This window comes from Clostridium aestuarii (assembly GCF_026735135.1).
GTDB lineage: Bacteria > Bacillota > Clostridia > Clostridiales > Clostridiaceae > Clostridium_H > Clostridium_H aestuarii.
On record NZ_JAPQER010000003.1, the window covers coordinates 69,804 to 84,602 of the forward strand.

12 protein-coding genes, 21 tRNA genes and 1 riboswitch are annotated in these 14,799 nt (G+C 31.2%); of the genes, 31 read left to right on the forward strand and 2 right to left on the reverse strand.

Annotated elements, in window-relative coordinates:
- Positions 1–86: 86 nt before the first annotated feature.
- The gene (locus OW763_RS08575) at positions 87–1,484 is read right to left on the reverse strand and encodes a hypothetical protein (protein WP_268040716.1); all 1,398 of its coding nucleotides are present in this window, start codon (positions 1,482–1,484) and stop codon (positions 87–89) included.
- 214 nt (positions 1,485–1,698) lie between these two features.
- Between OW763_RS08575 and OW763_RS08580 the strand changes: the two genes are divergently transcribed.
- From OW763_RS08580 to OW763_RS08690, 23 genes are all read left to right on the forward strand, one after another.
- Positions 1,699–2,295: an XTP/dITP diphosphatase gene (locus tag OW763_RS08580; protein WP_268040717.1), complete on the forward strand. Its 597-nt coding sequence runs from the start codon at positions 1,699–1,701 to the stop codon at positions 2,293–2,295.
- A gap of 12 nt (positions 2,296–2,307) precedes the next feature.
- Entirely contained in the window at positions 2,308–2,778 is a 471-nt protein-coding gene (locus OW763_RS08585) for a metallophosphoesterase (RefSeq protein WP_268040718.1), read from the forward strand.
- Between the two features lie 147 nt (positions 2,779–2,925).
- A tRNA-Pro gene (locus OW763_RS08590) sits at positions 2,926–3,001 on the forward strand.
- A 4-nt stretch (positions 3,002–3,005) separates the two neighbouring features.
- Positions 3,006–3,079: transfer RNA gene (locus tag OW763_RS08595), tRNA-Gly, on the forward strand.
- Between the two features lie 6 nt (positions 3,080–3,085).
- Positions 3,086–3,162: transfer RNA gene (locus OW763_RS08600), tRNA-Arg, on the forward strand.
- A gap of 4 nt (positions 3,163–3,166) precedes the next feature.
- A tRNA-His gene (locus OW763_RS08605) sits at positions 3,167–3,242 on the forward strand.
- Positions 3,243–3,249: 7 nt separating this feature from the next.
- Positions 3,250–3,324 (forward strand) — tRNA-Gln (locus tag OW763_RS08610).
- A gap of 3 nt (positions 3,325–3,327) precedes the next feature.
- Positions 3,328–3,403 (forward strand) — tRNA-Lys (locus tag OW763_RS08615).
- Positions 3,404–3,420: 17 nt separating this feature from the next.
- A tRNA-Leu gene (locus OW763_RS08620) sits at positions 3,421–3,504 on the forward strand.
- A 5-nt stretch (positions 3,505–3,509) separates the two neighbouring features.
- Positions 3,510–3,584 (forward strand) — tRNA-Gly (locus OW763_RS08625).
- Positions 3,585–3,590: 6 nt separating this feature from the next.
- Positions 3,591–3,664 (forward strand) — tRNA-Gly (locus OW763_RS08630).
- 6 nt (positions 3,665–3,670) lie between these two features.
- A tRNA-Arg gene (locus OW763_RS08635) sits at positions 3,671–3,747 on the forward strand.
- Between the two features lie 8 nt (positions 3,748–3,755).
- Positions 3,756–3,831 (forward strand) — tRNA-Lys (locus tag OW763_RS08640).
- 16 nt (positions 3,832–3,847) lie between these two features.
- Positions 3,848–3,923 (forward strand) — tRNA-Pro (locus tag OW763_RS08645).
- 8 nt (positions 3,924–3,931) lie between these two features.
- Positions 3,932–4,006 (forward strand) — tRNA-Gly (locus tag OW763_RS08650).
- 6 nt (positions 4,007–4,012) lie between these two features.
- Positions 4,013–4,086 (forward strand) — tRNA-Gly (locus tag OW763_RS08655).
- A 5-nt stretch (positions 4,087–4,091) separates the two neighbouring features.
- Positions 4,092–4,168: transfer RNA gene (locus tag OW763_RS08660), tRNA-Arg, on the forward strand.
- 8 nt (positions 4,169–4,176) lie between these two features.
- Positions 4,177–4,252 (forward strand) — tRNA-Lys (locus tag OW763_RS08665).
- A gap of 4 nt (positions 4,253–4,256) precedes the next feature.
- Positions 4,257–4,332: transfer RNA gene (locus OW763_RS08670), tRNA-His, on the forward strand.
- Between the two features lie 7 nt (positions 4,333–4,339).
- Positions 4,340–4,414, forward strand: a tRNA-Gln gene (locus tag OW763_RS08675).
- A 3-nt stretch (positions 4,415–4,417) separates the two neighbouring features.
- Positions 4,418–4,493: transfer RNA gene (locus OW763_RS08680), tRNA-Lys, on the forward strand.
- An 18-nt stretch (positions 4,494–4,511) separates the two neighbouring features.
- Positions 4,512–4,585 (forward strand) — tRNA-Gly (locus OW763_RS08685).
- Between the two features lie 21 nt (positions 4,586–4,606).
- A tRNA-Arg gene (locus OW763_RS08690) sits at positions 4,607–4,683 on the forward strand.
- Between the two features lie 104 nt (positions 4,684–4,787).
- Here the strand turns inward: OW763_RS08690 and OW763_RS08695 are convergent.
- A complete protein-coding gene (locus OW763_RS08695; protein WP_268040719.1) occupies positions 4,788–4,967 on the reverse strand; it encodes an alpha/beta-type small acid-soluble spore protein in 180 nt (59 codons plus the stop codon).
- 215 nt (positions 4,968–5,182) lie between these two features.
- A riboswitch (purine riboswitch) is annotated at positions 5,183–5,284 on the forward strand.
- A 127-nt stretch (positions 5,285–5,411) separates the two neighbouring features.
- On the opposite strand from OW763_RS08695, the gene OW763_RS08700 reads away from it, so the two are divergent.
- The 8 genes from OW763_RS08700 (at position 5,412) to OW763_RS08735 (ending at position 14,542) form a co-directional block, all read left to right on the forward strand.
- Positions 5,412–5,984: a xanthine phosphoribosyltransferase gene (locus tag OW763_RS08700; protein ID WP_268040720.1), complete on the forward strand. Its 573-nt coding sequence runs from the start codon at positions 5,412–5,414 to the stop codon at positions 5,982–5,984.
- 11 nt (positions 5,985–5,995) lie between these two features.
- Complete coding sequence (gene guaD, locus OW763_RS08705) at positions 5,996–7,273, forward strand: guanine deaminase (RefSeq protein WP_268040721.1); 1,278 nt, start codon at positions 5,996–5,998, stop codon at positions 7,271–7,273.
- A 91-nt stretch (positions 7,274–7,364) separates the two neighbouring features.
- Positions 7,365–8,480 (forward strand): BMP family ABC transporter substrate-binding protein, encoded by a 1,116-nt coding sequence (locus tag OW763_RS08710; RefSeq protein ID WP_268040722.1) that lies wholly within the window; start codon positions 7,365–7,367, stop codon positions 8,478–8,480.
- The gene (locus tag OW763_RS08715) at positions 8,467–9,999 is read left to right on the forward strand and encodes an ABC transporter ATP-binding protein (protein WP_268040723.1); all 1,533 of its coding nucleotides are present in this window, start codon (positions 8,467–8,469) and stop codon (positions 9,997–9,999) included. The genes OW763_RS08710 and OW763_RS08715 overlap by 14 nt, the downstream gene beginning before the upstream one ends.
- On the forward strand, positions 9,992–11,068 hold the full coding sequence (locus OW763_RS08720) for an ABC transporter permease (RefSeq protein WP_268040724.1): 1,077 nt from the start codon (positions 9,992–9,994) through the stop codon (positions 11,066–11,068). The genes OW763_RS08715 and OW763_RS08720 overlap by 8 nt, the downstream gene beginning before the upstream one ends.
- Positions 11,068–12,003: an ABC transporter permease gene (locus tag OW763_RS08725; RefSeq protein ID WP_268040725.1), complete on the forward strand. Its 936-nt coding sequence runs from the start codon at positions 11,068–11,070 to the stop codon at positions 12,001–12,003. Before OW763_RS08720 ends, OW763_RS08725 begins: the two co-directional genes overlap by 1 nt.
- Before the next feature lie 209 nt (positions 12,004–12,212).
- Positions 12,213–12,638: a MaoC family dehydratase gene (locus OW763_RS08730; RefSeq protein WP_268040726.1), complete on the forward strand. Its 426-nt coding sequence runs from the start codon at positions 12,213–12,215 to the stop codon at positions 12,636–12,638.
- Positions 12,639–12,787: 149 nt separating this feature from the next.
- Positions 12,788–14,542, forward strand: a complete 1,755-nt coding sequence (locus OW763_RS08735) for a sigma 54-interacting transcriptional regulator (RefSeq protein WP_268040727.1) — start codon at positions 12,788–12,790, stop codon at positions 14,540–14,542.
- The last annotated feature ends 257 nt before the right edge of the window (positions 14,543–14,799 follow it).

The following is a 14,799-nucleotide window of genomic DNA, read 5'->3' on the forward strand; positions in this document are numbered from 1 at the left end:
TTGTTTTTTAGTATATTCTGTTGAATATAGTTTAAGCATGTTTAATTATTACTATACGATTATCTAAAAGTTAATTTGAGGGAGTTTTAATAGATATTAGAGTTGTGATTAAAAAAATAGAGTATTATGAAAAATAAGTTTAAATTTTTTCTACTATCAAAAGTAAGTTTGCCTTGCTTGAAAATTTTTTTACTTTTATTATAATTTACATATTTAATGAATATTGGAGCAAGCTCATTTCTTTCAGGAGTTGCAATAGTAGGTAGTTTAAAGTACTGCTCATCCAATAAATTCTCAGATTTTTCTATAAAACCTTTATAGCGCTCAATATCATCTAAAGTTGGAGCGTCAGGCCAGCTTAGTATGATTCCTGAGTTTACTAGCTGATTCGTAAATATATTTATAATCATTTCTTCATTAATATCTTCAATATCTTCATCAAACTTAAGCTGATACAAACCAGATAAAATATAAAGGATTATTTCTTTTGCAGAAAATTGCATTTCTTTATTTTCAGAAGGTTTTATGAATATAGATAAATCTTCTTTATAATATTTAGCAATATCTTTATATAAATTTTCAGCTATTTTTTTAAATTTATATATATCAGTATTTTCATATAAAAGTGTTGAATTTAAGTACAATAAACATAGATATTCTATATTATATGTGCTATATATTTTTGAAGAATATTCTTCATATAATAAATCAAATATATCTAATAGAAGAGGTTTAACATCTTCCATTTTAGAATAACTATAAAAAATATTTAGATTTAAGCAAGTTTTACACTTATTATCAAAGGAAGTATTATATAGCTCATCTTTAAATTCTATGAACATATTTAGAATATCCATAGAAAAATTTTTATATGACTCCTTAAATTTATCTTCCAAGTAAGTAGAACATTTATAATAGGCGTTCATTAACAAAGCTTGTTCTGAAAATTTGAATTCTTTGTTTTTAGGTTTGAATCTCAATTCTCCAGTTATAGAGTCTGTACAATCTTTTTTGTCAATAAAAACACCTTCTTCATTTCTTAAATAAGATACATAAAATTCTAGCTGTTTTTTTGAAAGTTCAATAAGTAAAGTGCTGTAAGCATATTTGGTAGAGTCTATGTTTTTGAATTTTTTATAATAATCAACAAGTTCTAGTAGACATAGAGTCATATAAGCGTTGCTAGATATGTTAACAACTTTTTTTACCTTATTTTCATTCCAAGATAAAGTATTATCTTTCATTTTTAGAGATGGAGTTGCTCTTTTATATATGCATAAAAGTGGAGAAGTTAAGTTTAATGTGTTAATATCAGTACTGGATATGTTTTTTAAATTTAAATCTTTAAGGTCTATTGTTATACCAGATTTTGAATATAATACAATATCTTTAATTGATTCTTTTGATAGATGAAATAGCTGACTTCTAATTTGGTTTATGCTTAACTTATTCATTCGTAAAAAGGGTCCTATATATCTTAGCATACTGCACCACCTTAAATTAATCCTTATATAAATAATATGAAAAAAGTTATCAAAAGTTGATAATATTTTAAAATATTAAAAGAGTTAGTATAAAAACCAAATAAATATGGCATTGATACATTTAGTATAGGTAATATTATTAAAGAAGAGAGAAGTATATTTGTTAGTGCAAAAGAACATTTTTAAAGTATGTAAGAAGAGAAAGGTGAACAACATGAAAAAAATGATAGTAGCGAGTAATAATCAACATAAAATAAGTGAAATAAAGCAAATTTTAAAAAAATTTCCTATTGAGATTGTTTCGTTAAAAGAAGCAGGAATCGATATTGATATAGAGGAAAATGGAAAAACTTTTATGGAAAATGCGCATATTAAAGCAAGTGAGATAAAGAAAATTGTAGGAGATTATATGGTTATGGCTGATGATTCAGGGCTGATGGTAGATATATTAGAGGGAGATCCAGGCGTATATTCTGCTAGATATAGTGGGGAACATGGGAATGATAAAAAGAATAATGAAAAACTATTAGATAAGTTAAAAGATGTTGAACTTGAAAAAAGAACAGCAAAATTTGTTTGTGCTATAGAAGTGATTATAGATAATAATAAGAAAATACAAGTACAAGGGGAAGTTAAGGGATATATAAATTATAAAGAAATGGGAGTAGATGGATTTGGATATGATCCTTTATTTTATATTCCAGAGTTTAAGAAAACTTTCGCTGAAATGAGTTCAGAAGAAAAAAATTCTATAAGCCATAGAGGAACAGCTTTGAAAAAGCTTGAAAAAAAAATTAGTGAATTATTATAAGGAGGATTTACTATGGTTATAGGAGTTATTAGTGATACACATAGAATGAACAGATTTTTTTATGAGATTGCTGAAGCTGTAAAAGATACAGATATATTAATACATTTAGGTGATAATGTTCAAGATGTTGATTGCATAAAAAAATATTATAAAAAAGATATTATAAATGTTAGAGGTAATTGTGATTTTAATACTAAAATACCATTAGAAAGAATAGAAGAGATGAATGGAGTTAAAATATTAGTTACTCATGGACATAATTATGATGTTAAATACAATATATTAAGATTGAAATATAGAGCTTTAGAATTAGGAGTAGATATAGTTTTATTTGGACATACCCATGTATCTCAAATTGTATTCCAAGATGGGGTTTGGTTTATAAATCCAGGTAGTGCTGCGCTTCCAAGAGATGCTCATAGGAGTTTTGCAACAATAAAAATAGAAGATGGACAAATACGACCAAGCATAAAATTGTTATAAAAAGTATAAAAAATATAAAAAATATAAAAAAGTGTTGACGTATTATGAAATATAGTGTAGAATAATTCATGTCGCTGAAAGAAATAAAAAAATCAATAAGCAACGCACTGAGTTGATGAATTTTAAATTTCTTAAGCAGATGAGTATCGGGGTGTAGCGCAGATGGTAGCGCGCATGGTTTGGGACCATGAGGCCGCGGGTTCGAGACCTGCCACCCCGACCATTAAGCGGGTATGGTTCAATGGTAGAACGTCAGCCTTCCAAGCTGAACACAGGGGTTCGATTCCCCTTACCCGCTCCAGAGTATGCGTCTTTAGCTCAGCTGGATAGAGCAACGCCCTTCTAAGGCGTGGGCCGGGAGTTCGAATCTCTTAAGACGCACCATATGGTGGACGTAGTTCAGTTGGTAGAGCGCCAGATTGTGGTTCTGGTTGTCGAGGGTTCGAGTCCCTTCGTCCACCCCATTAAAATTGGGATGTCGCCAAGCGGTAAGGCATAGCACTTTGACTGCTACATGCGTAGGTTCGAATCCTGCCATCCCAGCCATTTGATTCACTAGCTCAGTCGGTAGAGCACTTGACTTTTAATCAAGTTGTCCGGGGTTCGATTCCCCGGTGGATCACCATTTAAAATTTAAAATGTGCAGGTGTGGCGGAATTGGCAGACGCACTAGACTTAGGATCTAGCGCCTTTGGCGTGGGGGTTCGACTCCCTTCACCTGCACCAAATTTGCGGGAGTGGCTCAGTGGTAGAGCGTCACCTTGCCAAGGTGAACGTCGCGAGTTCGAATCTCGTCTTCCGCTCCAATATATGCGGGTATGGTTCAATGGTAGAACGTCAGCCTTCCAAGCTGAACACAGGGGTTCGATTCCCCTTACCCGCTCCAAAGTATGCGTCTTTAGCTCAGCTGGATAGAGCAACGCCCTTCTAAGGCGTGGGCCGGGAGTTCGAATCTCTTAAGACGCACCAAAAAACATGTGTGATTAGCTCAGTTGGTAGAGCATCTGACTCTTAATCAGAGGGTCCAGGGTTCGAACCCCTGATCGCACACCATATATAGTTACAATAACGGGGTGTAGCGCAGATGGTAGCGCGCATGGTTTGGGACCATGAGGCCGCGGGTTCGAGACCTGCCACCCCGACCAAAAAACATGCGGGAGTGGCTCAGTGGTAGAGCGTCACCTTGCCAAGGTGAACGTCGCGAGTTCGAATCTCGTCTTCCGCTCCAATATATGCGGGTATGGTTCAATGGTAGAACGTCAGCCTTCCAAGCTGAACACAGGGGTTCGATTCCCCTTACCCGCTCCAAAGATGCGTCTTTAGCTCAGCTGGATAGAGCAACGCCCTTCTAAGGCGTGGGCCGGGAGTTCGAATCTCTTAAGACGCACCAAAAAACATGTGTGATTAGCTCAGTTGGTAGAGCATCTGACTCTTAATCAGAGGGTCCAGGGTTCGAACCCCTGATCGCACACCATATGGTGGACGTAGTTCAGTTGGTAGAGCGCCAGATTGTGGTTCTGGTTGTCGAGGGTTCGAGTCCCTTCGTCCACCCCAATAACATTGGGATATCGCCAAGCGGTAAGGCATAGCACTTTGACTGCTACATGCGTAGGTTCGAATCCTGCTATCCCAGCCAAATGATTCACTAGCTCAGTCGGTAGAGCACTTGACTTTTAATCAAGTTGTCCGGGGTTCGATTCCCCGGTGGATCACCATTTTAACTTTATAAGTAAGCGGGTATGGTTCAATGGTAGAACGTCAGCCTTCCAAGCTGAACACAGGGGTTCGATTCCCCTTACCCGCTCCATTTTCATTTTTTGATTGTCTAGCGCTCATAGCTCAGCTGGATAGAGTGACAGACTTCGAATCTGGAGGTCGGGGGTTCGACTCCCTCTGGGCGCACCATTACAACCATTACGTAAGGTAAATAACATAAGGCTTTAAAGAATTATTTTTAATTCTTTAAAGCCTTATTTATAAACGATTTAATTTAACTTATAATTTATTTATTATAAGTTCTCTTCATAATTTTGTACCATTTTTTTAACCATTTCTCCACCAACAGATCCATTTTGTTTAGAAGTTAAATTACCATTATAACCTTCTTGTAGAGGAACTCCTATTTCTTTTGCCACTTCCATTTTAAATTTATTTAAGCCTACTTTTGCTTCAGGAACTAGATTTTTCATATATAGTTTCCTCCTTATTATATATAATTATTATATTTATTGTGATTTATTATTTTGTCACTATTATGTTATGGAGAATTATAAATAATATGTTGATGAATTAGTGGAAAAATTGGGTTTAATCATTATAAAAATAAAAAATAGGTATTGCTTTTTAGGTTAAATTGATTTAATATATACATATAAATAATAACTACGAATGATAAAAGTTAAAAATTTAATATTGTTCGCATTCTCGTATATGTTTAGTAATATGGACTAAGTGTTTCTACCGAGCAGCCGTAAAATGTTCGACTACGAGAGTTATATGGCAGATTATCATAGATGAAAAATGTTTTTATAGTTATTTTTTATAGATGATAAATTATGACTTATAAACTCTCTAGATATAAACTAGAGAGTTTTTGTTATTTTAAAAGTATGTTTCGGGAAGGAAGAGATATCGTGGAATTATTAAAAAATAAAATTTTAAAAGATGGAAAAATTATAGGACAAGATGTATTGAAGGTTGATAGTTTTTTAAATCATCAGATAGATATTAAATTATTTAATGAAATAGGAAAAGAATTCAAAAGAAGGTTTGAAGGTAAAGATATAACTAAAATTCTTACAATAGAAGCTTCGGGAATAGGAATAGCATGTATTACTGCACAGTATTTTAATGTTCCTGTAGTTTTTGCTAAAAAACAAGAAGGCAGTAATATGGATAAAGAAAATTATGAAGCAGATGTTTTTTCATTTACTAAAAATAAATCTTACAAAATTAAGGTTTCTAAAAATTATATAAAACCAGAAGATAAGATATTGATAATTGACGATTTTCTTGCTAATGCTAATGCAGCATCAGGATTAATAGATGTTGTGAAACAAGCAAATGCAGAAGTGAGTGGCATAGGAATTGTTATAGAAAAGGGATTCCAAAATGGAAGGGAAATTATTAAGGAAAAAAATATTCAATTAGAATCTTTAGCTATTATAGAATCTATGGGAAATGGAAAGATTGTTTTTAAAAATTAGGAGATGCTTTTATGAATGACACTAAAATTTTAAAAGGAAATATAATATTTACTAAAAATCCTAAAGAGTTTACTGTTATAAAAAATGGGTATGTTTTTATAGAAAGTGGTAAAGTGAAAAAAATAGATATAAAAATTTCACAAGAATATAAAGATTGTACAGTAATAGATTATGGAAACAAGCTAATTATTCCAGGATTTGTTGATTTGCATTTTCATGCTCCACAATATGCTAACTTAGGATTGGGAATGGACAAACAATTATTAGAATGGCTTGAGGAATATGCTTTCCCAGAAGAAGCAAAATTTAAAGATAAAGAATATGCAACAAAAATTTATAAAAAAGTTATAAAAGAAATATGGAGACAAGGAACAACTAGAATAGCTGTATTTGGAAGTATACATAAGGAAGCTACTAAAATATTGTTGGATTTATTTATAAAATCAGGAATTGGAGCTTTCGTTGGAAAAGTAAATATGGATAGGAATTCCCCAGATTTTTTAAGAGAAGAGAGTGAACAATCTATTAAGGATACAGAAGAGATTGCAGCTGAGTATTTTAATAAATCAAAGTTAGTAAAGCCTATTATTACTCCAAGATTTGTACCTAGCTGTACTTCTGAAGTTATGAAAGGAATTGGAGATATATCTAGAAAATATAATATTCCTGTTCAATCTCATTTATCAGAAAATATATCAGAAATTGAATGGGTAAAAGAATTATATCCTGAATCCCTAGATTACGCAGATGTATATAATCAATTTGGTTTGTTTGGTCAACAGCCCACAGTAATGTCTCATTGCATATATAGTACTGATAGAGAAATGGAATTAATGAGAACTAATGGAGTTATAGCAGTACATTGTCCAAATTCTAATTTAAATGTAGCTACAGGAATTATGCCTGTAAGGAATTTTATCGAAAAAGGAATAACAGTAGGTTTAGGTTCGGATATTAGCGGAGGACATAAGATTTCTATAGCAAATGTTATGAATGTATCAGTGCAGATGTCTAAGGTGAAATGGCTTCAATCTAATAAAAAATATACTCCGTTATCTACTTCAGAAGTGTTTTATATGGGTACTAAAGGCGGAGGAGAGTTTTTTGGTAAGGTTGGAAGTTTTGAAGAAGGTTATGAATTTGATGCATTGATTATAGATGACAGTAGTCTTGGAGAAGTGAATAGAGATATTGAGGAACGATTACAAAGGTTTATTTATATAGGTGATGATAGAAATATAGTCGCTAGATATGTAGCGGGAAATAAAATAGATGAACCTGAACTATAGGTAATTGATAATTAACATTAAAAAAGTATAAATTTTAGTAATATTATAAAAATAACATTATAAATATTTTAAATTATGGAGGAGAAAAACCATGAAAAAAATTATTGTTTTAATGCTAACACTAATGATGTCGCTAAGTATATTTTTAGTAGGATGTTCTTCAGAAAATAAGAAAAACACAGCTAACTCACAAGAAAGTGCAGAGGGTAAAAAAGAAGTGAAAGTAGGGTTTATTTATGTTGGACCAGTTGGTGATGAAGGATATACATATGCTCATGATGAAGGAAGAAAATATTTAGAGAAAGAATTAAAAGTAGCTACTATATATAAAGAATCAGTTAAAGAAGATACTGCAGAAGTTCAAACAGTAATAGAAAATATGATTGATGAAGGATGTAACGTTATAATAGGAACAAGTTTTGGATTTATGGATGGTATGGCTAAATCTGCTGAAGAACATAAAGATGTTAAGTTTTTACATTGTTCTGGATTTATGTCTTCTGAAAATATGTCAAATTATTTTGGAAGAATGTATGAAGCAAGATATTTATCAGGTATAGTTGCTGGAATGAAAACTAAAAGTAATATAATTGGATATGTAGGTGCTCATGAACTTCCAGAGGTTGTGAGAGGTATTAATGCATTTACATTAGGAGTTCGTTCTGTAAATTCTGATGCAGTTGTTAAGGTTAAATGGACTAATACATGGTATGATCCTGCAAAAGAAAAAGAAGCTGCAAAAGCACTTTTAGATGAAGGCGCAGATATAATTGCACAACATCAAGATACTGCAGGTCCACAACAAGCAGCTGAAGAAAAAGGAGCATTTTCAATTGGGTATAACACAGATATGCAAAAGAAAGCTCCAAAAGCATATATGACAGCACCAGTGTGGAATTGGGGACCTTATTATGTAAAACAAGTTAAAGCAATAATGGATGGAACATGGAAATCTGAAAGCTATTGGGGTGGATTAAAGGATGGAGTAATCGAACTTGCTCCACTTACTAAAAATGCACCTGAAGGAGCAGAAGGAGAAATTAAAAAAGCTCAAGAAGATATAATATCTGGAGAAAATAAAATATTTGTTGGACCTATAAAAGATAATAAAGGCCAAGAAAAAATAGCTAAAGACAAGGTTATGACTGATGAAGAATTGCTAAAAATGGATTGGTTTGTCGAGGGTGTTAAAAATGCAGGAAAATAAAATTCCGTATATTGAAATGAAAAATATAATTAAGAAATTTGGTAAGGTAATAGCAAATGACAATATAAATTTAAAAGTGCATGGAGGAGAAGTTCATGCACTTTTAGGTGAAAATGGTGCTGGAAAAAGCACATTAATGAACATGCTATCAGGGGTGTATACTCCTGATGGCGGTTCTATTTTTGTTCATGGAAAAGAAAAAACATTTTCATCTCCTAAAGAGGCTATAAAAGCGGGAATAGGAACGATATATCAGCATTTTAAATTAGTAGAAAATATGACTGCTGTAGAAAATATAATGCTTGGACAAAAAGGAAAATTATTTTTAAATAAGAAAAAAAATATTAAAAAAATAAAAGGAATTATAGATAAATTTGGATTGGAAGTTAATTTACAAAAAAATGTTTATGATATGTCAGTTGGAGAAAAACAAAATTTAGAAATATTAAAGGTTTTATATAGAGGGGCGAACATACTTATTTTAGATGAACCCACAGCGGTGTTTACACCTCAAGAAAGTGAAAAATTATTTAAAATAGTAGAGAAGATGAAACAAGAAGGTTGTTCTATTGTATTTATAACTCATAAAATGGATGAAGTTATGAATATATCAGATAGAATAACTGTGCTTAGAAAAGGACAAAGTATAAAAACGTTGAATAAGACAGAAACATCGCCTAAAGAGCTTACAGAACTTATGGTAGGAAGAGCGGTAGATTTGTCTATAAAGAAGTTTGATAGCAAAAAAGGAGAGAAAATTTTACAAGTAGATAAATTGAATGTGTTAAATGAAGAAAAAATAGATATTCTTAAAGATGTTAGTTTTGATGTTTATTCTGGAGAAATTTTAGGGATAGCTGGAATAGCAGGTAGTGGTCAAAAAGAATTATGTGAAGCTATAGCAGGAATCCAGAAAACGAAAAGTGGAGATATTATATTTGAAGATGAAAGTTTGGTTGGTAAAACTCCTAGGGAAATTATAACCAAGGGAATTAGTATGAGTTTTATACCAGAAGATAGACTTGGAATGGGACTTGTAGCTTCAATGAATATGGTTGATAACCTTTTATTAAAGGATTATCAAAAACAAAAAGGATTTTTAATTAATAGAACACCAGTTGAAGATAAGGCTAAAAAAATGGTTGAGAAGTTAGAAATAAAAACGCCGAGCATACATTATCCTATAAAGTATCTCTCGGGAGGAAATATTCAAAAAATATTACTTGGACGTGAATTGAGTTTATACCCTAAGCTTTTGATAATGGCATATCCTGTAAGAGGTTTAGATATAAATACATGTTATACAATTTATGATTTAATTAATGAAGAAAAGAAAAAAAGTAATTCAGTGATTTATATAGGAGAAGATTTGGATGTTTTAATAGAACTTTGTGATAGGATTATGGTGCTTTGCAATGGGAAAGTAACTGGTGTTTTATCTTCTAAGGATGCTACTAAAGAAAAAATTGGAATGTTAATGGTAGGCAAAAAATTAGAGGAGGATGTAGTTAATGTTTAGAATTGTAAAAAAAAGTGAGATAACAAAAGCACAAAGTATAAGAATTAGAACAATAGCCATACTCCTTGCACTTTTAATAGTTGGTATTTTTATTTTAATGTTTGGATTTAATCCATTAAAGATATATATGTCTATGATAAAAGGAGCTTTCGGTTCCAGTTATAAAATTAGACAGACTATAATAAAAGCTATTCCTCTTTTGATAACTTCACTTGGAATGTCGGTTGCTTTCAAAATGCAATTTTGGAATATAGGTGGAGAAGGACAGATAATGATGGGTGCATTTTTATCAGCTTTTGTTGCTTTGAATTTTCAATATTTACCTAAACCACTTTTACTTGTACTTATGGCAATTGCGGGGATAATAGGTGGAGGAATATGGGCGTTTATACCAGCGTTTTTTAAATCAAAATGGGGAACGAATGAAACGATTATTACTTTGATGATGAATTATATAGCGTTAAAATGGGTTGCGTATCTTCAATATGATTTATGGAAAGATCCAAAGGCTATGGGATTCCCTAAAATACCTAATTTTTCAAATAATGCAATACTTCCAAAGGTTTTTGGTATACATATAGGATGGATGATATCAATTGTACTTGTTGTTATTATGTATATTTATATGAAGTATACAAAAAAAGGTTATGAGATTAGTGTTCTTGGTGAAAGTGAAAAAACTGCACAATATGCTGGAATAAATATAAAAAAGACAATAATAAGTGCAGTGTTTTTAAGTGGAGGATTATGTGGCCTTCTAGGAATGATTCAAGCATCAGCAGTTAGTAACACTTTATCTGTAGAAGTTTCAGGAGGAGTTGGTTATACTGCTATTATTGTGGCGTGGCTTGCATCATTGAGTGCTCCAATTATTATGATAGTTTCAGTACTTTTTGCTGCTTTACTTCAAGGTGGATCATATATACAAACTGCTTTTGGTATACCAGAAGCTGCAGCACTTGTTATTCAAGGGATGATTTTATTTTTTGTTTTAGGAAGTGAATTTTTTATAAAATATAAGGTGTTAATAAAAGAAACAAAAGATATAGAACTAAAGGAGGCAAAATAATGGATTCAATGATATCATTTTTAAGTGCAGCTGTAGTTGCGGGGACCCCAGTGCTTTTAGCCACTTTAGGAGAAATATTAACTGAAAAAGCTGGAAATTTAAATTTGGGTGTTGAAGGTATGATGCTTCTTGGCGCGGTGTTTGGATTTATGGTTGGATTAAAATCTGCAAATCCTGTGCTTGCTATATTGGCAGCAGCGGTAGCAGGTGCTTTTGGAGCGTTTATATATGCGTTTTTAACAATAAGTCTTAGAGCTAATCAAGTTGTATCAGGGCTTACTCTTACTATTTTTGGTACGGGTCTTTCAAGTCTATTGGGAAAAGGATTAATAGGTCAAACAGCACCGGATTCAATAAAGGCTTTTTTTAAACCTTTTTCATTACCAATAATTCATAAGATACCTTTTGTAGGATCTATATTTTTTAAACAAGATATGTTTATATATTTAAGTTATGTTATTGTAATATTATTAGGAATATATTTTTATAATACAAATAAGGGACTAAATCTAAGAGCAGTAGGAGAAAATCCAGCGTGTGCTGATGCTGCAAGTATAAATGTTGGATTATATAAATATGTTAATGTACTTTTAGGAGGAGCATTGTGTGGTCTTGGTGGTGCTTATCTTTCACTTGTGTATATTCCAGCATGGCAAGAAAATGTAACAGCGGGAAGAGGATGGATAGCAGTTGCACTTGTTATTTTTGCATCATGGAATCCATATAAAGCTATAGTAGGTGCTTATTTATTTGGAGGACTAGATATAATAGGTTTCAGATTTGAAGTGTTAACATCACATGTGTCACAATATTTAATAGATATGTTGCCGTATTTGGTGACTATTATGATACTTGTTATTGTGTCTTTCAAGCAAAATAAAAAAAATGCACCACCACGTGCTTTGGGAAATGCTTATTTTAGAGAAGAGAGATAAATTGAATTTTTTATCTATCACATAAATAATTTCTTGTGAATTTTCATAAGAAATTATTTTTTTATTTTACAAGAAAATAATTTTGGAATAACTTTTATTATGAAAATTGATGATTTTATAATTAAACCATTATAATTGGCATGAATTTTGCGACATAAAATATTAAAGTTAGTAAATAAATTTTATTTAATCTTAAAGGAGGTTTTTTTATGATAGGAAAGACAATAGATCAAATCCAAATAGGTGATAAGGCTTCATTTACAAAGACTATGTCAGAAACAGATGTATATTTATTTGGAGGAATTTCAGGAGATTTAAATCCAGCGCATTTTAACCAAGTAGAATCTGAAAAAACAATGTTCAAGGGTAGAATATGTCATGGAATGTTAGTTTCTAGTTTGATTTCTACAGTACTTGGAATGTATCTTCCAGGACCAGGAACAATATATATGGGCCAAGAGCTTAGATTTACTGCTCCAGTAAGAATGGGAGATACAGTAACAGCAACAGCTGAAGTTATAGAAAGAAATGAAGAAAAAAACAGATTAGTTCTTAAAACAACTGTAACTAACCAAGATGGAAAAGTTGTTATAGATGGTAAAGCTAAAGTAATGCCTCCAAGAGCAGCAAAGTAGTATAATTAAAAAAATAATGATTTAGAAAACAGTATGCAAAGTCACTTGGTGATTTTGCATACTGTTTTTTTTCACATAAGGATGAATAAAGTATGTGTATTTGTTAAAATGATATTATAATATAGTTTATCGTAAAAGGGGTTAGATATATGCATAAAATGGTAGTTACAAATGATTCTTTTAAAAAGTTCCTAACAATAATTGAACATATTCGTGATGGGGTTATGGTTATTAATAATAAAGGAATAATAATGAATTTTAACAAAGGGGCAGAAAATAGTCTTGGAATAAAGAACGAAAATGTTATTGGGGAAGACATATCACATATATTTCCAGAGTTTGATATGATGAAAGTGATTCAAATTAAAAAAAAGGAAACAAATAAAAAAATAAAAATAAATAATAAAATATTAACAATAGATATCATACCTATGTTAAATGATGAGATAAAAATAAATTCTAATAAGGCTGAAAAAAGGATTCTTGGGGCAGTTGCACTAATCTATGATAATACACGTTATTTGAATGTTGTTAGAAAATTTAATGAAGAAAAACATTTATCTGAAATTCTCGAAGCTATTTTAGAAATGGCTTATGATGGTATTGTTGTTGTTAATCAAGAAGGTTATATTACTATGATAAGTAAAGCATATACTGAGTTTTTACAATTAGATAGAGAAGATGTTATAGGGAAACATATTTCGGATGTTATACAAAATACAAGGATGCATATAGTAGCTCAAACGGGCATAGTAGAATCGGCTCAGCTTCAAAAAGTAAACGGAAGATATATGATAGCAACAAGAATACCACTAATAGAAAAAGGAAAAGTTAAGGGGGCTGTAGGTAAAGTGTTGTTTAGGAATATAAAAGATTTTAATATGCTGCATAAAAAAATAAGCAATTTAGAAAAAGAGCATCAGAGATATAGAAGAGAGATAAAGCAAACTAATAGTGCTAAATATTGTTTTGATAATATAATTGGGGAAAGCAAAAAAATGATTGAAGCTAAAGTCTTTGCTAAAAAAACAGCATTAACGAATTCAAATGTATTACTTAGAGGAGAAAGTGGTACTGGCAAAGAACTTTTTGCACATGCTATTCATAGAGAAAGTGATAGAGCACATGGTAATTTTGTAAAGGTGAATTGTGCAGCTATTCCTAGCGATTTACTTGAATCAGAACTTTTTGGATATGAAAGAGGAGCTTTTACTGGAGCTAATAAAGAAGGAAAAATAGGAAAATTTGAATTAGCAGATGGAGGAACAATTTTTTTAGATGAAATTGGAGATATGCCACTTCATATGCAGGTGAAACTTTTAAGAGTTCTTCAAGAAAAAGAAGTGGAGAGAGTAGGCTCTATATTTAGTAATAAGATAGATATGAGAGTTATTGCTGCTACTAATAAAAATCTAGAAGAAATGGTTAGGACAAAACAATTTAGAGAAGATTTATATTATAGATTAAATGTTGTAACTATAGGGATACCATCTCTTATAGAAAGAGTAGAAGATATACCGATTCTTGTGGAATATATGACAGATAAAATATGTAAAAAATTAGATAAAAAAATAGATGGTATTTCTAACAAAGTTATGGAGTATTTAAAAAACTATAAATGGTATGGCAATATTAGACAATTGGAAAATGTGATTGAAAGGGCGTTAAATATAGTGGAATATGGAGGGAAAGTGGGGTTGGAGCACCTTCCGGACGAAATTATAGGAAGAGTTGAAGAACAAGAAATTTATAAATTGGATGATGTTATAAATAAAGCTGAAAAAGATGCACTAATCAGTGCTTTAAATATTTGTAATGGTAATAAAACTAAGGCATCAAAAAGACTCAATATAAGTAGAACTACTCTTTATGAAAAAATGGCTAAACATAATATTTTGAGATAAAATATTGGGAAAAAATTAAAAATGTAAGAAAAAACGTACATATATGTATAAAATAAAACAAAGTGTTAGGAATGGTTAACAAAAAAAATGTCGTAAAATGTGGAATGTACGAAAATACTAACGAAAATAGCAAAATAATAAAAATGTTTGTTAAAAAATATACTAAGTTAGTGAACTATAATTTGTAAAATAGTATCGAGATTTGATTGATTCTAGGTTCAGTTTTTTTGGCATGCATATTGCTAGGTATTAGTAAT